This is a genomic window from Parabacteroides sp. AF27-14 (assembly GCF_003635425.1).
GTDB lineage: Bacteria > Bacteroidota > Bacteroidia > Bacteroidales > Tannerellaceae > Parabacteroides > Parabacteroides distasonis.
This window is the reverse complement of sequence record NZ_QTLZ01000024.1, coordinates 33,696-50,928: the sequence shown is the minus strand read 5'-3', so window position 1 is coordinate 50,928 and position 17,233 is coordinate 33,696. Positions and strand designations below refer to the sequence as shown.

Below are 17,233 nucleotides of genomic sequence, written 5' to 3'. Positions count from 1 at the left end.
GAAAGATGGCTAAAAGAGATTTTGCTTTCGGAAAAGAGAATTTTATACTGATTGCGGTAGCGGTTGCCTGCATCGTGCTTGGTTTCATATTGATGAGTGGTGGAGGTTCCGGGGATAATACGTTCAATCCCGATATATTCAGCGCCCGCCGTATCGTGGTAGCTCCGGTGGTTACGGTTATCGGTTTCGTGATGATGATTTTTGGAATCTTGAAGAATAGCAAAGATAAAGAAGTAACAGAATGAGTTGGTTTGAGGCCTTGATACTGGGTATCGTACAGGGATTGACCGAATATCTGCCGGTGAGCAGTAGCGGTCATTTAGCGATTGGCTCAGCTTTGTTTGGTATAGAGGGAGAGGAGAATCTCGCGTTTACGATCGTCGTACATGTGGCGACCGTATTTAGTACGTTAGTGGTTTTATGGAAGGAAATCGATTGGATATTCCGTGGTTTGTTTAAATTTCAGATGAACGCGGAGACGAAGTATGTGATCAATATCTTGATTTCCATGATTCCGATCGGGATCGTTGGGGTATTCTTTAAAGATACGGTAGAACAAATCTTTGGATCGGGTTTATTGGTCGTTGGTTGTATGCTGCTATTGACGGCGGCTTTGCTGGCATTTTCGTATTATGCCAAACCACGCCAGAAAGAGTCGATCTCGATGAAAGACGCTTTTATTATCGGTCTGGCTCAGGCTTGCGCCGTGATGCCGGGTTTGTCACGTTCCGGATCAACGATCGCTACCGGTTTGTTATTGGGAAATAATAAGGCGAAACTAGCCCAGTTCTCTTTCTTGATGGTAATACCTCCGATCTTGGGAGAGGCTTTGTTGGATGTGATGAAGATGGTGAAAGGTGAAGATGTGGCCGGGAGCATTCCCGCGTTATCATTAGCGGTAGGTTTCGTGGCCGCTTTTGTTTCCGGTTGCGTGGCCTGTAAATGGATGATCAACATCGTGAAAAAGGGGAAACTGATTTATTTCGCTATCTATTGCGCGATCGCGGGATTGGTGACAATTGCTTGTACATTACTGAAATAAAGAATGGATTTTATAGCTGGAGAGATTTTATATTTTAATAAACCGCTAACGTGGACTTCTTTTGACCTAGTTAATAAATTTCGCTATAAGCTAAGTCGGAAACTGAAGGTAAAGAAGATTAAAGTTGGACATGCGGGGACACTGGATCCCTTGGCTACAGGTGTGATGATCGTTTGTACCGGAAGGGCTACGAAGCGGATCGATGAGTTTCAATATCAGACGAAGGAATATATCGCTACGTTGAAGTTGGGAGAGACTACCCCGTCTTTCGATTTGGAGAAAGAGATAGACGCCGTGTATCCCACGGAACATATAACCCGTGAGCTCGTGGAGGAGGTTTTAAAGACATTCGTGGGTACGATCCAACAGATTCCCCCGGTGTTCTCCGCTTGCAAAATCGAAGGTAAACGTGCTTATGAGCTAGCCCGGAAAGGAGAGGAGGTTGAACTAAAATCCAAGACATTGGTTATAGACGAACTGGAGTTGCTGGAGTGTGATTTGCCTGTTATAAAGATACGGGTGGTATGTAGCAAAGGTACCTATATTCGTGCGTTGGCTCGTGATATCGGGAAGGCCTTGGATTCTGGCGCTCATTTGATTGGATTGGAACGGACTCGCATCGGAGAGGTAACCTTGGATATGTGTATGTCTCCGGAGGAGATCGATGATTTCTTAGAGAAGAATGTGGTAAAAATAGAAGAAGAAAAATAAATAGAGTGCATTATGAAGCTTTCGAAATTCAAATTTAACTTACCGTCGGAATTAATCGCTTTACATCCGGCGAAGAACAGAGATGAGTCGAGGTTGATGGTCGTTCATCGTGATACAGGTGAGATCGAGCATCGCGAATTCAAGGATATTCTAGACTATTATGGAAAAGGTGACGTGTTTATCTTTAATAACACGAAAGTGTTCCCCGCTCGCTTGTACGGTAACAAGGAGAAAACAGGGGCGCGTATCGAGGTGTTCTTGTTGCGCGAGCTGAACGAGGACTTACGTTTGTGGGACGTATTGGTGGATCCGGCTCGTAAGATCCGTATCGGTAATAAGTTATACTTTGGCGAGGATGATTCCATGGTCGCGGAGGTAATTGATAATACGACTTCGCGTGGTCGTACGCTCCGTTTCTTATATGACGGGAACCACGACGAGTTTAAGAAGGCTTTGTATGCCTTGGGCGAGACTCCGCTGCCTAAGTATATCGAACGTGAGGTGGAACCGGAAGACGAGGATCGTTATCAGAATATTTTCGCCGCGGAAGAAGGTGCGGTTGTGGCTCCTGCCGCAGGATTGCATTTTAGCCGTGAGTTGATGAAACGCTTGGAGATCAAGGATTGCCAGTTCGCTTTCTTGACATTGCATTCGGGCTTGGGTAATTTCCGTGAGATCGACGTGGAAGATTTGACAAAGCATAAGATGGATTCTGAGCAAATGGTCGTAAATGCCGATGTAGTGGATATCGTGAACAAGGGAAAGGATGAGGGGCACAAGGTTTGTGCGGTTGGAACTTCCGTGATGCGTGCGATCGAGACGGCCGTAAGTACGGATGGTCATCTGAAAGAGTTCGAGGGCTGGACGAATAAGTTTATCTTCCCTCCGTATGATTTCAGCGTGGCTACCAGCATGGTGACAAATTTCCACATGCCGTTGTCTACATTATTGATGATGACAGCTTCTTTCGGTGGTTATGAGTTGATCATGGACGCTTACGATATCGCTTTGAAAGAGAAATATCGTTTCGGTGCTTACGGCGACGCTATGCTAATCCTTTAATCCGGTTTCTATGGCGACAGCTTACCTTGGATTAGGTACGAACGTAGGCAATAAACGAGGAAATTTGGTGACAGCGGCGGCGCTGTTGGCTGAAAGGGTGGGAGATGTTCTTGCCCTTTCTGATATGTATGAGACGGAGCCTTGGGGATTTGAATCGGACAACACTTTCTTGAACGCCGTGATCGTTATGACGACGGAACTTTCCCCTATGGAATTATTAGACGCTACCTGTTTGATCGAGATCGAGATGGGACGTATCGAAAAAAGTGACGGTGCGTATCATGACCGTATCATCGATATTGATCTGTTAATGGTGGATGAGCAAATCCTGCATACGGAGCGGCTGACGCTACCGCACCCTCTGATGCACAAACGGTCGTTTGTTATGGAACCGTTGGCAGAAGTAGCTCCGTTGGTGAAACATCCTGTGTTTGGCAAGACGATGCGTGAACTTTTATCCGAATTATAAGTTTTAATTATGAACTACGAGATTTGAGTTATGAATAAAGAAATTAATAAAGCGATGACGCAAGGGATCGTCTTCAAGAAAGCGAAAGGCGAAGCGGAAGATCCGAATGGTAAGAAAATCAAGTTCTCTGATTTTCTGAAAGGGACACATGGCTCTGATTCAGCGAAATGGAAGGCCGGTTTTAAATATAAAAAAGCCTTACGTAATTCCAAAAAGAAGAAATAATTTTCAATTTTCAACTTTCAATTCTCAATTATTGCGTATCTTTGCGAATGAATTGACGTGGATAGATTTGTATTGCTTGCAACCACGGGAAAAAATGCTAAAAACATATCCTTTTCGTTGCCGTCCGGCAGAAAAATCCTTCCAAGTTCAATTCAGTCATAGATTAGTAATCTTTTCAATTTAAAACGATGAGTTATTTATTCACCTCCGAATCGGTGTCTGAAGGGCACCCCGATAAAGTAGCCGATCAAATATCGGATGCTTTGCTGGATGAGTTCTTGGCGTACGACAAGAATTCGAAAGTTGCTTGCGAAACCCTTGTTACAACCGGACAGGTTGTCTTGGCTGGAGAAGTTAAATCAAGTGCGTATGTGGATGTGCAGGAAGTGGCACGTGGCGTGATCGAGAAGATTGGTTACACGAAAAGCGAGTACCAGTTTGAAGCGAAGTCATGTGGTGTGTTCTCTTCTATCCATGAGCAGAGTGGCGACATCAACCGTGGCGTAGAGCGTGCGGATCCCTATGAGCAGGGTGCCGGCGACCAAGGTATGATGTTCGGTTATGCTACTAATGAGACTGAGAATTACATGCCTTTGGCGTTGGACTTATCTCATAGTTTATTATGGGAATTGGCGAAGATCCGTAAGGAAGAACCGGATTTGATGCCTTATTTACGTCCGGACGCTAAGAGTCAGGTTACGATTGAATACGATGATAACGGTAAGCCATTGCGTATCGATACGATTGTGGTATCCACGCAGCATGATGAGTTTATCGGTCCGAAAGGTATTTCACAGAAGGAAGCGGATGAGGCTATGCAAAAGAGGATTGCCTTAGACGTGAAGAAGATATTGATACCTCGTGTGAAGGCTCAATATCCGGCTCATGTACAGGCTTTGTTTAATGATAATATCATTTATCACGTGAACCCGACCGGTAAGTTCGTGATCGGTGGTCCTCACGGTGATACCGGTTTGACCGGCCGTAAGATCATCGTGGATACATACGGTGGTAAAGGTGCTCATGGCGGTGGTGCTTTCTCTGGAAAGGACCCTTCTAAGGTAGATCGTTCGGCTGCTTATGCCGCTCGTCATATCGCTAAGAATATGGTTGCTGCCGGTGTGGCGGATGAGATGCTGGTACAGGTGTCTTATGCGATCGGTGTGGCTAAACCGATGAATATTTTCGTGAATACTTTTGGCCGTGCAAAGGTGAATATGACAGACGGAGAGATCGCCGCTAAGATCTGGGATATCTTCGATATGCGTCCGAAAGCGATCGAGGAGCGTTTGAAATTGCGTAACCCGATTTATTTCGAGACCGCTTCTTATGGTCATATGGGACGCAAACCCCAGACGGTGACGAAGACATTCTCTTCCCGTTATTTGCAGAAGCCGGTTACTTGTGATGTGGAGTTATTCACATGGGAGAAATTGGATTATGCAGATAAGATCAAGGACGTGTTTGGTCTATAAAAAATAAGTGGAAAAGGTAAGCTGGCTTAAATGGCGAAGTATGTTAAGATACTTTGCCATTTAAGTTAAGATACTTAGCCGATGAAGTTAAGATACTTTGCCAAGTATGTTAACTTACCCTTCCTCTTGGAGCATTTCTACTTCTTTTACTTTCCTGAACAGGTCGGACGCAAAGATGAAATCGTTCAACGCTTGGTTATTAGAGGTGATTACCTGCTCTTTTGTTCCTTGCCATTCCTTCACGCCTTCCTTAATAAAGATGATATTATCACCAATATTCATCACGGAGTTCATGTCGTGGGTATTGATAACGGTCGTCATATTGTACTCCACCGTAATGTCGTGAATCAAATCATCAATCAATAGAGAAGTCTTGGGGTCTAGTCCGGAGTTCGGCTCATCGCAGAACAGGTATTTAGGATTTAGGGAGATCGCTCTTGCGATGGCGGCACGTTTCATCATACCTCCACTGATCTCGGAAGGATATAGATGTCCGGCCTCGGACAGGTTTACACGTTCCAAACAGAATTCCGCACGTTTCCTGCGCTCTTTCGTTGAGTCTTTAGAGAACATATCTAAAGGAAACATTACGTTTTCCATTACCGTCATGCTGTCGAATAAAGCGGAACCTTGGAACAACATACCCATTTCCCGACGCAGCATATTTAACTCATGCTTGTTCATCGTGATCAAGTCTCTGCCGTCGTATAATATCTGTCCGGTATCAGGTTTCATTAACCCGATGATATTCTTGATCATTACCGTTTTACCCGAACCGCTTCGTCCGATGATCAGATTCGTCTTACCATCCTCGAACGTCGTACTTATATCTTTCAAGACGACACGTCCATCGAAAGACTTCGTTATATTCTTAACTTCGATCATTTTTAAGTAAGCATTAAATGGGTTAATATTACGTCGGCAAGTAAAATCATGATACTGCTCATGACCACGGCATTCGTACTTGCCTTACCTACCTCTAGGGCGCCTCCCTTTACGTTATAGCCAAAATAGGCGGCGATGGATGAGATGATGAACGCATATACTACGGATTTGATAATAGAATACCAAATGTAAAACTCGTTGAAGTAGAATTGCAAACCGTACTCGAACGAGGAAGGAGTCATTCCCGTACTCGTTGAGTAACTGGCGAATATGCCGCCCATGATACCGGTGAACATACTGAAGATAACCAATACCGGAATAAAGATCATCAAACCGAGCATTTTCGGAAGGATCAGGAAATTGGCGGAATTAACACCCATGATTTCCATGGCGTCTATCTGCTCGGTGACTCGCATGGTTCCGATCTCGGAGGCGATATTACTGCCTACTTTACCCGCTAGGATTAGTGCCATGATAGAGGAAGAGAATTCCAGCAAGATAATCTCACGGGTGGTATAGCCGATCGTAAACTTAGGAATCAAGGGGGAACTGATATTCAAGGAGATCTGGATGGCGATAACCGTACCGATAAAGACCGAGATGATTATGACAATCCAAAGAGAATCCACGCCTAGCTTGTATATCTCTTTGATCAATTGCTTAAAGAACATACTCCACCGGTCTGGAAGTGTTATACTCTTCATCATCAGTAGGGTATACTCACCCATTCTGTGTAATGCTTTATTCATTTTTATCTTGATAAATTTCTGATTTCAATTTGCAAAGATAGCGTAAAATCCACTAATAACCATATAACATCTTAGAAACAAGATTGGTTTTATTTGTAAATCCTATGATATTAAAGTTTGCCACATCCCTCTTTTTTAACTATATTTGCTTTCTTAAATACTAAAAAATACTTTTATGAAGCGAATTCTTTTAGGAGTGATCGGCTTGCTGTGTTTATGTGTGGCTTGCCAGCGGAAGGATCTTTCTTTTAAGCCGGGGGAAGTTTGGCCGGATGATAAAGGGGTACATATAAACGCTCATGGTGGCGGTATTCTACGGGTCGGGGATACTTATTATTGGTTTGGTGAGCATAAAACGGAGGGCTCGGCTGGAAATCTGGCTCAAGTAGGCGTTCATTGCTATTCGTCGAAAGATTTATATAATTGGAAAGACGAGGGAATCGCCTTATCGGTCGTGCCGGATGATACGACGAGCCATATTGCTAAGGGATGCGTGTTGGAGCGTCCGAAAGTGATTTATAATAAAAAGAATGATCAATATGTAATGTGGTTTCATTTAGAGCCGAGAGGTGCTGGCTATTCGGGAGCATTGAGTGGAGTGGCTGTCAGTAAAAACGTGGCGGGGCCTTACTCGTTCGTAAACGCTTTCCGTCCGAATGCCGGTTTTTGGCCGGTTAATGTACAGGAACTACATAAGCAACCTTGTACGCTTTCCGCAGATCTACGTTTTAGCGGTGGAGAGTTACCAGCCCATCCGGATAGCTTGAATTTATTGGGGCGTGACCAGATCTCCGGACAAATGGCTAGGGATATGAACCTTTTCGTGGATGACGATGGCATCGCTTATCATATTTATTCCTCGGAAGAGAATAGTACCTTGCATATATCGCAGCTGACCGATGATTATACGAGTTATTCCGGTAAGTACGCCCGTTTCTTCCCGGGGCGTTTCATGGAAGCTCCAGCCTTGTTCAAACAGAAGGGGAAATATTATTTGATTATGTCCGGCTGTACGGGCTGGGCTCCGAATGCGGGACGATCGGCGGTCGCTACCTCGATTTGGGGACCTTGGAAGGAATTGGAAAATCCGTTTAGGGGAGAGAACTCGGAGGTGTCGTTTTATTCTCAGAGCACGTACGTATTGCCTGTACCCGGCCATGCGGATCGCTTTATTTATATGGGAGATCGTTGGACTCCGGAGAACGCTATAGACGGACGTTATATCTGGCTTCCTATCCGATTCGAGGGGGAGCAACCCGTGATCGAGTGGCAATCTGAGTGGAGTTATTAAATTCTCTTATCGCTTTTTTGCGAATGTATGTGATGTAGATCTGCGGATTATCACGTACATTCGCGTTAAATTTTTAAGTAGCTTATGTCAGACGAACAACGAATGGTGCTCCGTACGGAGGACTTGGTAAAGAAATATAGGACTCGTACGGTCGTGAATCATGTATCGATTAACGTGAAACAAGGGGAGATCGTTGGTTTGCTTGGTCCGAACGGAGCGGGAAAGACGACCACCTTTTATATGACAGTAGGTTTGGTCACTCCTAACGAGGGTAAGATCTTCTTGAATGACATGGAGATTACGAAATTCCCGGTCTATAAGCGGGCTCGCAACGGCATTGGCTATCTGGCGCAAGAGGCTTCGATTTTCCGGAAAATGACGGTGGAAGATAATATCCGCTCGGTCTTGGAGATGACGGGACGTAGCGTTGAGTACCAAAAAGAGAAACTGGAAAGTTTGATTTCAGAGTTCGGTTTGAATAAGGTTCGTAAAAACTTGGGAGACCAGCTTTCGGGTGGAGAGCGGCGTCGTGCGGAAATTGCCCGCTGTCTGGCGATCGATCCGAAGTTCATTATGTTGGATGAGCCTTTCGCCGGTGTAGACCCGATCGCCGTACAAGATATCCAGACAATCGTGGCTCGCTTGAAACATAAGAATATCGGAATCTTGATTACCGACCACAATGTATACGAGACATTGAGTATTTGTGACCGGGCCTATCTTTTGTTCGAGGGAAAAGTCCTTTTCCAAGGAACCGCCGAACAACTAGCCGAGAACGAGATCGTGCGCGAGAAATATTTGGGAAAAGACTTCGTGCTGCGTAAGAAAGACTTATAGCAGCCGTTTCAATCGCCTGTTTACCAGTATGAACAGCAGGAAAGATAAGGCGGCGATAAGACAAAAGTCCAAAAGATGCTCGGCGGGAATATTGCCTGTGATAAACTCGTTATCCTTGAGACGACTGTCCGACATCCCTATTACGGCGAAAGCATTATTGACAAAGTGGGCGAACACCGGTATCCAGATGCTTTTGCTCCAATAGAGTAGATAGCCGAAATAGGCTCCGAGTATCATCCGGGGCAAGAATCCGTAAAATTGTAAATGGAAGGCGCTAAATAGTATGGCGGCGACCCATATGATCGTATGAGGGTTGGAGGTCCATTTCCCGATCACTCGTTGCAAGGCTCCTCTGAACAGGAACTCCTCGGTTATCCCGGCCGTAACGGCGATAACGATAAGGTTGGCCAGGATTACCCAAACGCTATCGCTGGATAACAGGATCGTCGTCAGTTGTTCGGCGAGGGTTTCTTGCGCCCGCATCCATTCCTCGATAGGAGCCATAAACGCGGGTAACTCCATCTGCTTGTTGAGCAATCCTAGCAAATTGATAACCGGAGAAAATAAGAACATGCAAACTAAGGTGAGAATCCAGATCCTGCCGTCTGTGATTTTCTTGACTGATAGATAATGGCGGGGATTGTCACTACATGTCCAAGCCATGGCGATAGATGGTAGCAAAAAGGTACAGATCGCCGAGATGAACTGAATGAGCCTCATTAAATTAGCGTCTTGGGTTATATCAGCCTGTAAACCGTGGGTCGCGAGTAATAAGCCCGTGGATATAATAGATGATAAAACGGCTCCAGCCAATAAGAATAGCAGGAGGATCAAAAGTTGGATTACCGCCGGACGGGTAGCATATATTCCTTTTATTCTCATAATGATTCATTCAAAGGGTAAATAATTGCCGCCAAATATAAACAAAAGAATAAAAACAGATCAAAATTTGCACGATTAAAAGAATAAGTCTAATTTTGCGACCTAAAATTCGATACGACTATTAATTAAATAAATCATTCAGAATGAACGTTTCGCTTAAAAACAATGATGCCGTAAGCGGTATCGTGAAATTAGAAATAGTGAAAGCTGACTATGCTGATCAGGTAGACAAGAGCCTGCGTAGCCTTCGTCAGAAAGCCAATGTACCGGGTTTCCGTAAGGGCATGGTTCCTATGGGCATGGTTAAAAAAATGTACGGAAAGCACGTGCTGGTAGAGGAGATAAACAAATTAGTTTCTGAGAATCTGTTCAAGTATATCCGTGAGAACGATTTGCATATCTTAGGCGAGCCGATGCCTAACGAGACAGAGCAAAAGCCGTTGGATTTCGATAAGGAAGAGGATTTCGAATTCTGTTTTGACGTGGCTTTGGCTCCGGAGATCAATATCGAGTTGAGCAAGAACGATAAACTTCCGTTCTATCAAGTCGCTATCGATGAAGAAATGCTAAATAACCAAGTAAACGCTTATCGCTCAAACTTCGGTTCTTACGACAAGGTAGACGAGGTTGAGGAAAAAGATATGGTAAAAGGTACGGTAGCCGAGCTTGAGAATGGTGCCCCGAAAGAAGGTGGTATCGTTGTGGAGGACGCTGTCTTGATGCCTATGTATATCAAGGATGAGGAAGAAAAAGCTAAGTTTATCGGTGCTAAAGTAAATGCCGTAGTGGTATTCAACCCGAATAAGGCTTATGAGGGTGCTGAGGCAGAGATCGCTTCTTTCTTGAAGATCGATAAGGAGAAAGTGGCTGAGACTACAGGCGACTTCAGCTTCGAGATCAAGGAGATCACCCGTCATAAAGATGCTGAGATGAACCAAGAGTTGTTCGACAAGGTATTTGGCGAGAACGTGGTTACTAGCGAGGAAGAGTTCAAGAACAAGATCAAGGAAGCTTTGGCTGAGCAATTCGCTCCTCAGAGTGACTTCAAGTTCTTGACAGACACTCGTGATATGTTGGTTGAGAGAGCTGGCGAGTTGAATTTCGCTGACGATTTATTGAAACGCTGGTTGCTTGCCGCTAACGAGAAGAATACGAAAGAGAAGATCGACGAGGACTTCCCTCAGATCCTTCAGGATTTGAAATATCAGTTGATCAAGGAGAACTTGGTTAAGAAGAACGGCTTGAAGGTTGAGGACGCTGACATCGAGAACTTCGCTAAACGTGTGGCTAAGGCTCAGTTCGCTCAATACGGCATGTTGTCTGTACCGGAAGATGTACTTGACAACTACGCTAAAGACATGTTGAAAAATAAGCAAACACTTCAGAACATCATCGACCGTGCGGTTGAGGAGAAATTGGCTGCTTGGTTGAAAGAGCAAGTGGAACTTGATGTTAAGGAGGTAACCGCTGACGAGTTCAACAAACTTTTTGAATAAAAAGATCTTTACTCGGCCTCTTAGGAGGTTGTTTTATATCAAAAAAGGGATTTCTCTCTAAAAATATCTTAGCGGATAGCGAAATAAATTGTTTCTTTCAGAAATTTATTTATAACTTTGTTTTTCCGTTAAGTCACAGAGGGAAATCCCTTTTTACGTCTTCTCGGTAAATAAAAGATAGGAGAAAATATGGAAGATTTTAGAAAGTATGCTACAAAGCATTTAGGTATGAGTGGTACGGCTCTGGATAGTTATATGAACATCTCCAGTAGCTATATCTCCCCGACAATTATAGAGGAACGACAGCTGAATGTCGCTCAAATGGATGTCTTCTCTCGGTTGATGATGGACCGTATTATTTTCTTGGGCACGCAAGTGGATGATTATACCGCTAACGTGATTCAAGCGCAGTTGTTGTATCTGGATTCCAGTGATCCCGGAAAGGACATCTCTATTTATATCAATTCGCCGGGTGGCTCTGTATATGCGGGCTACGGCATTTACGACACGATGCAGTTTATTTCCAGCGACGTATCTACGATTTGTACGGGTATGGCCGCCTCTATGGCGTCTGTCTTATTGGTGGCGGGAACCAAGGGAAAACGTTTCGGCTTGAAGCACTCCCGTGTAATGATCCATCAACCGCTTGGCGGCGTACAAGGACAGGCCTCAGACATCGAGATTACCGCTCGCGAGATCTTGAAGGTTAAGAAAGAACTGTACACCATAATCTCGGATCATTCAGGTAGACCCTATGAGGAGATCGAGCGCGATGGCGACCGTGATTTCTGGATGACTGCGGAGGAAGCGAAAAAGTATGGCATGATCGACGATGTTTTAACACGTAAATAACAAAAACAACAATAAGAAACTATGGCCAAAACAACAGGCGATACATGTACGTTTTGCGGCAGGAGTAGCCGTGATGTTAATTTGCTTATCAATGGGATCTCTGGTTGTATTTGCGATGATTGTGCCCGGCAGGCGTATGAGATCGTAAAGGAGCAGACAGGAGGTAAGAAAACTTCTTTTGGTTTGAAGCAGAAAGATCTGCCTAAACCGGAAGATATCAAGACTTTCTTGGATCAGTACGTGATCGGGCAGGATGACGCGAAGCGTTATCTGTCGGTATCGGTGTACAACCATTACAAGCGTTTACTTCAAAAGGTTACCGCCGACGATGTGGAGATTGAGAAATCTAATATTATCATGGTGGGCGCTACCGGTACGGGCAAGACTTTGTTAGCCCGTACGATCGCTAAGTTATTGCATGTCCCGTTCGCTATCGTGGACGCTACGGTACTTACCGAGGCAGGTTACGTGGGGGAGGATATCGAGAGTATCTTGACCCGGCTATTGCAAGCGGCGGATTATGATGTGGAGGCGGCCCAACGGGGTATTGTCTTCATCGATGAGATCGATAAGATCGCACGTAAGAGCGATAATCCGTCTATCACTCGGGATGTCAGCGGTGAGGGTGTACAGCAAGGTTTGCTGAAACTTCTAGAAGGATCGATCGTGAATGTGCCTCCTCAGGGGGGACGTAAGCATCCGGAGCAAAAGATGATTGCGGTGGATACGAAGAATATCCTGTTCGTTTGCGGTGGTGCTTTCGATGGAATCGAAAAGAAGATTGCTCAACGCTTAAATACCCGTGTGGTCGGTTATTCGGCTAGTTTGGGTACGGCTACCGTAGACCGGAATAATTTACTGAAATACATCACCCCGACTGATTTGAAGTCGTTTGGCTTGATCCCGGAGATTATCGGTCGTTTACCTATCCTCACGTATCTGAATCCGCTGGATCGTGATACGCTTCGTAGCATCTTGACCGAGCCGAAGAACTCCATTATCAAGCAATATGTCAAATTGTTCGAGATGGATGGCATTAAGCTGACGTTCGATGAGAAAGTCTATGAGTTTATCGTGGATAAGGCGCTTGAGTTTAAGCTGGGTGCCCGTGGGTTACGTTCAATCGTAGAAGCCGTGATGATGGACGCTATGTACAGTATGCCATCTCAAAAAGTAAAGGAACTCCATGTAACGTTGGAGTATGCGAAAGAGAAATTTGAAAAATCGGACGTGAACCGTTTACAGGTCGCGTAAACGTAGGCGGTTTACTATAAATAATACGAAGTATGGCAAAGAAGGATCATTTAACAGAAGAGCTAAATCGGCACTTTGGCTTCGGTACCTTTAAGGGGAACCAGAAGGCTATTATTGAGAACGTGCTGGCCGGGAAGGATACTTTTGTATTAATGCCGACGGGGGGAGGTAAATCCCTTTGTTATCAATTACCATCCATACTAATGGAAGGAACCGCGATCGTGATATCTCCGTTGATCGCTTTGATGAAGAATCAGGTGGACGCGATGCGGAATTTCAGTGAGGAAGATGGGGTCGCCCATTTTATCAATTCCTCTTTGAATAAGTCGGCTATCGACCAGGTGAAATCGGATATATTATCAGGACGTACCAAGTTGCTGTATGTAGCACCGGAGTCCTTGACCAAGGAAGAGAACGTGGATTTTCTGCGTCAGGTAAAGATCTCTTTCTATGCGGTGGACGAGGCGCATTGTATCTCGGAATGGGGACATGATTTCCGTCCGGAATATCGAAGAATCCGTCCGATTATCAATGAGATCGGTAAACGTCCGTTAATCGCTCTGACCGCTACCGCCACACCTAAGGTGCAGCACGATATCCAGAAGAATCTGGGTATGATAGACGCTACAGTCTTTAAATCATCCTTCAACCGCTCTAATTTGTATTATGAGGTTCGTCCGAAAGGAACGAATATAGACCGCGAGATCATTAAGTATATTAAAGCCAACGAGGGTAAATCGGGTATCGTATATTGTTTGAGCCGTAAAAAGGTGGAGGAATTTGCCGACATCTTGAAAGCCAACGGGATAAAGGCGTTGCCTTACCATGCGGGAATGGATTCGCAAGTACGTTCCGCCAATCAGGATGCCTTCCTGATGGAACAGGCGGATGTGATCGTGGCTACGATCGCTTTCGGTATGGGTATCGACAAGCCGGATGTCCGTTATGTGATTCATTACGATATCCCGAAGAGCCTAGAAGGTTATTACCAGGAAACCGGTCGTGCCGGTAGGGATGGCGGAGAAGGCCAATGTATCGCTTTCTATGCTTATAAGGACTTGCAAAAATTGGAGAAATTCATGCAAGGAAAGCCCGTGGCCGAACAGGAAATCGGCAAACAGTTGCTTTTAGAGACTGCGGCCTATGCCGAGACTTCCGTCTGCCGGAGAAAAGTGCTATTGCATTATTTCGGTGAGGAATACCTGGAAGATAATTGTGGTAATTGTGATAATTGTTTGAACCCAAAGAAGCAGGTGGAAGCGAAGGAATTGTTAAGTGCGGTACTGGAGGTTATCAGTACGTTGAAAGAAAAGTTTAAGGCAGATTATATCGTAAATATTTTGGTAGGTAACGAAACCTCCGAAATCCAAAATTACAAGCACAATGAATTAGAGGTCTTCGGTTCCGGACAGGACGAGGATGATAAAACTTGGAACGCCGTTATTCGCCAGGCTTTAATCGCTGGCTATTTAGCGAAGGATATTGAGAATTATGGTTTGCTGAAAATCACGGAAAAAGGTAAGGGGTTCATAAAGAAGCCGGTATCGTTCAAGATTACCGAGGACAATGAATTCGAGGAAGAGGAAGAGGAAGTTCCGGTTCGTGGGGGAGCCTCTTGTGCGGTAGACCCGGTTCTTTATTCCATGATGAAGGATTTGCGTAAGAAATTATCCAAGCGGTTGGAAGTTCCGCCTTTCGTGATTTTCCAAGATCCCTCTTTGGAGGCTATGGCTACTACTTATCCGATCACGTTGGACGAGTTGCAGAATATCCCGGGAGTGGGCGCTGGTAAGGCGAAACGTTATGGCAAGGAGTTCATTGAGTTGATCAAGAAACATGTAGAGGAGAACGAGATTGAGCGTCCGGAGGATTTGCGCGTACGTACGGTCGCTAATAAGTCCAAGTTGAAGGTCTCAATCATTCAGCGGATCGACCGTAAGGTGGCGCTGGACGAGATCGCGTTGACTAACGGACTTGAGTTCACCGAGCTTTTGGATGAGATCGAGGCGATCGTATATTCCGGTACACGTATCAATATCGATTATTTCTTGAATGATGTGATGGATGAGGATCATATCGAGGATATTTACGAGTATTTCAAGGATTCGGAGACCGACGGTCTGGAAGACGCCATCGAGGAATTAGGCGGTGACTATACGGAAGAGGAGATTCGCTTGGTCCGTATCAAGTTCTTGTCTGAAATGGCAAACTAATGGAAGGGTGGCCCGGTTCCACTCTAAAGAAAAAACAAATAAAGAAGCTTATTGTTCCTTCCGAAAGAGATTTATTTTTCCTTCGGAAGGAATTTTGTTTTCGTTCGGATGAAAGTTTATTTCCTTCCGAATCGAATTTTTAATTTCTCCCGTATCGATTTATTGCGTGAAAAGTCGTATATTTGCGCGCAATAATTTTTAAAGCATAAGTTCTATGTCATTTATTGCAGACAGGGTAGTTATGGATGGGTTAACGTTTGACGATGTATTGTTAATCCCAGCTTATTCGGAAGTTCTTCCTCGTAATGTCGATCTCACGACAAAGTTTTCACGTAATATCACATTGAATATACCGATGGTGTCGGCCGCTATGGATACGGTTACCGAGGCCAAGTTGGCTATCGCTATCGCCCGTGAGGGAGGTATTGGTGTGATTCATAAAAACATGACGATCGCCGAGCAGGCAAAGCAGGTCCAGACCGTTAAACGTGCGGAGAATGGAATGATCTATGATCCGGTGACTATCACGAAGGGCAAACGTGTGGCGGATGCCTTGGCAATGATGGCTGAATATAAGATTGGCGGTATTCCCGTGGTGGATGAAGGCGGGTATTTGGTTGGTATCGTGACGAACCGTGACTTGCGTTTCGAAAAGGATATGAACCGCTCTATCGATGAGGTGATGACGAAAGAGAATTTGGTCGTAACCGGACAATCTACGGATATGGAGGCCGCCGCTCAGATCCTTCAGGAACATAAGATCGAGAAGTTACCGGTGGTCGATAGCCATAATAAGTTGATCGGCTTGATTACCTATAAAGATATAACGAAAGCGAAAGATAAACCGAAGGCTTGCAAGGATTCGAAAGGTCGTTTGCGTGTAGCTGCCGGTGTAGGCGTTACGTTCAATACCTTCGAGCGTGTAGCCGCTTTGGTGGATGCCGGGGTGGATGCTTTGGTGATCGACACGGCACATGGTCACTCAAAAGGTGTGGTGGATGTCTTGAAACAGATTAAGGCGCAATATCCGCATATTGATTGTGTGGTCGGTAATATCGCTACGGGCGAGGCTGCTAAATATTTAGTGGAAGCCGGGGCGGACGCCGTGAAGGTAGGTATCGGTCCGGGTTCGATTTGTACAACTCGTGTGATCGCTGGTGTGGGTGTTCCCCAGTTGTCGGCTATTTACGATGTGGCGAAGGCGTTGGAAGGAACTGGTGTGCCTTTGATCGCCGACGGTGGCTTGCGTTACTCCGGTGATATCGTGAAGGCGATCGCCGCTGGTGGATCTTCCGTGATGATGGGATCTCTGTTGGCGGGTGTAGAGGAGTCGCCGGGCGATACGATTATCTTCAATGGTCGAAAGTTTAAGTCTTACCGTGGAATGGGGTCGTTGGAAGCTATGCAAAAGGGGTCCAAGGATCGGTATTTCCAAGATGTGGAGGATGACGTGAAGAAGCTGGTTCCGGAGGGAATCGCTGCCCGTGTTCCGTTTAAGGGTTCTTTGTATGAGGTCATTTACCAAATGGTAGGTGGTTTACGTGCGGGAATGGGTTATTGCGGGGCTCATAATATCGAGGAGTTGCATAAAGCTCGTTTTACTCGAATCACCAACGCTGGTGTGCAAGAGAGCCATCCGCATGACGTAGCGATTACGCAAGAGGCTCCGAATTATAGCCGCGGTGAATAGTAATACAAGTTTTACGTTTTATAAAAAACACTAATTTAATGGGATAGCATACTTTTCTTGTCGGCTCTCCGTTAGATTAGTGTTATTTTTGTAATGTATA

The 17,233-nt window shown here is 45.1% G+C and carries 17 protein-coding genes; 14 read left to right on the top strand and 3 right to left on the bottom strand.

Annotated elements, in window-relative coordinates; genetic code table 11:
• Positions 1–5 precede the first annotated feature (5 nt).
• From DWY79_RS18865 to metK, 7 genes are all read left to right on the top strand, one after another.
• Positions 6–245 carry a DUF3098 domain-containing protein gene (locus DWY79_RS18865; protein ID WP_005853907.1) on the top strand — a complete coding sequence of 80 codons (240 nt, stop codon included), beginning with the start codon at positions 6–8 and terminating at the stop codon, positions 243–245.
• Positions 242–1,042: an undecaprenyl-diphosphate phosphatase gene (locus DWY79_RS18860; RefSeq protein WP_005867094.1), complete on the top strand. Its 801-nt coding sequence runs from the start codon at positions 242–244 to the stop codon at positions 1,040–1,042. The genes DWY79_RS18865 and DWY79_RS18860 overlap by 4 nt, the downstream gene beginning before the upstream one ends.
• Before the next feature lie 3 nt (positions 1,043–1,045).
• A complete protein-coding gene (gene truB, locus DWY79_RS18855; protein WP_005867095.1) occupies positions 1,046–1,753 on the top strand; it encodes a tRNA pseudouridine(55) synthase TruB in 708 nt (235 codons plus the stop codon).
• Between the two features lie 12 nt (positions 1,754–1,765).
• Positions 1,766–2,815: a tRNA preQ1(34) S-adenosylmethionine ribosyltransferase-isomerase QueA gene (gene queA, locus DWY79_RS18850; protein ID WP_005853911.1), complete on the top strand. Its 1,050-nt coding sequence runs from the start codon at positions 1,766–1,768 to the stop codon at positions 2,813–2,815.
• 10 nt (positions 2,816–2,825) lie between these two features.
• Positions 2,826–3,284 (top strand): 2-amino-4-hydroxy-6-hydroxymethyldihydropteridine diphosphokinase, encoded by a 459-nt coding sequence (gene folK, locus DWY79_RS18845; protein ID WP_122370040.1) that lies wholly within the window; start codon positions 2,826–2,828, stop codon positions 3,282–3,284.
• 30 nt (positions 3,285–3,314) lie between these two features.
• Positions 3,315–3,509 (top strand): hypothetical protein, encoded by a 195-nt coding sequence (locus DWY79_RS18840; protein ID WP_041525585.1) that lies wholly within the window; start codon positions 3,315–3,317, stop codon positions 3,507–3,509.
• Positions 3,510–3,697: 188 nt separating this feature from the next.
• On the top strand, positions 3,698–4,984 hold the full coding sequence (gene metK, locus DWY79_RS18835) for a methionine adenosyltransferase (RefSeq protein WP_005867099.1): 1,287 nt from the start codon (positions 3,698–3,700) through the stop codon (positions 4,982–4,984).
• 114 nt (positions 4,985–5,098) lie between these two features.
• Here the strand turns inward: metK and DWY79_RS18830 are convergent, their stop codons facing one another.
• On the bottom strand, positions 5,099–5,869 hold the full coding sequence (locus DWY79_RS18830) for an ABC transporter ATP-binding protein (RefSeq protein WP_005853918.1): 771 nt from the start codon (positions 5,867–5,869) through the stop codon (positions 5,099–5,101).
• 2 nt (positions 5,870–5,871) lie between these two features.
• Positions 5,872–6,618, bottom strand: coding sequence for an ABC transporter permease (locus DWY79_RS18825; protein WP_008773770.1), 747 nt, complete (start codon positions 6,616–6,618; stop codon positions 5,872–5,874).
• A 175-nt stretch (positions 6,619–6,793) separates the two neighbouring features.
• Between DWY79_RS18825 and DWY79_RS18820 the strand changes: the two genes are divergently transcribed.
• Together DWY79_RS18820 and lptB are read left to right on the top strand one after the other, a co-directional pair.
• Positions 6,794–7,909 carry a glycoside hydrolase family 43 protein gene (locus DWY79_RS18820; protein ID WP_121961090.1) on the top strand — a complete coding sequence of 372 codons (1,116 nt, stop codon included), beginning with the start codon at positions 6,794–6,796 and terminating at the stop codon, positions 7,907–7,909.
• A gap of 84 nt (positions 7,910–7,993) precedes the next feature.
• Positions 7,994–8,746, top strand: a complete 753-nt coding sequence (lptB, locus tag DWY79_RS18815; RefSeq protein WP_005853924.1) for an LPS export ABC transporter ATP-binding protein — start codon at positions 7,994–7,996, stop codon at positions 8,744–8,746.
• Here the strand turns inward: lptB and DWY79_RS18810 are convergent.
• Positions 8,741–9,628 carry a CPBP family intramembrane glutamic endopeptidase gene (locus DWY79_RS18810; protein ID WP_005867102.1) on the bottom strand — a complete coding sequence of 296 codons (888 nt, stop codon included), beginning with the start codon at positions 9,626–9,628 and terminating at the stop codon, positions 8,741–8,743. The two genes, lptB and DWY79_RS18810, sit on opposite strands and share 6 nt — an antisense overlap.
• A gap of 143 nt (positions 9,629–9,771) precedes the next feature.
• Here DWY79_RS18810 and tig point away from each other — a divergent pair, with 143 nt between their 5' ends.
• From tig to guaB, 5 genes are all read left to right on the top strand, one after another.
• Positions 9,772–11,124, top strand: coding sequence for a trigger factor (gene tig, locus DWY79_RS18805; protein WP_005853929.1), 1,353 nt, complete (start codon positions 9,772–9,774; stop codon positions 11,122–11,124).
• A 189-nt stretch (positions 11,125–11,313) separates the two neighbouring features.
• Positions 11,314–11,976, top strand: coding sequence for an ATP-dependent Clp endopeptidase proteolytic subunit ClpP (clpP, locus tag DWY79_RS18800; RefSeq protein ID WP_005853931.1), 663 nt, complete (start codon positions 11,314–11,316; stop codon positions 11,974–11,976).
• 21 nt (positions 11,977–11,997) lie between these two features.
• Positions 11,998–13,230: an ATP-dependent Clp protease ATP-binding subunit ClpX gene (gene clpX, locus DWY79_RS18795; protein WP_122370038.1), complete on the top strand. Its 1,233-nt coding sequence runs from the start codon at positions 11,998–12,000 to the stop codon at positions 13,228–13,230.
• Positions 13,231–13,262: 32 nt separating this feature from the next.
• A complete protein-coding gene (gene recQ, locus DWY79_RS18790) occupies positions 13,263–15,443 on the top strand; it encodes a DNA helicase RecQ (protein ID WP_122370036.1) in 2,181 nt (726 codons plus the stop codon).
• A 214-nt stretch (positions 15,444–15,657) separates the two neighbouring features.
• Positions 15,658–17,133: an IMP dehydrogenase gene (guaB, locus tag DWY79_RS18785; protein WP_005853938.1), complete on the top strand. Its 1,476-nt coding sequence runs from the start codon at positions 15,658–15,660 to the stop codon at positions 17,131–17,133.
• Positions 17,134–17,233 lie beyond the last annotated feature (100 nt).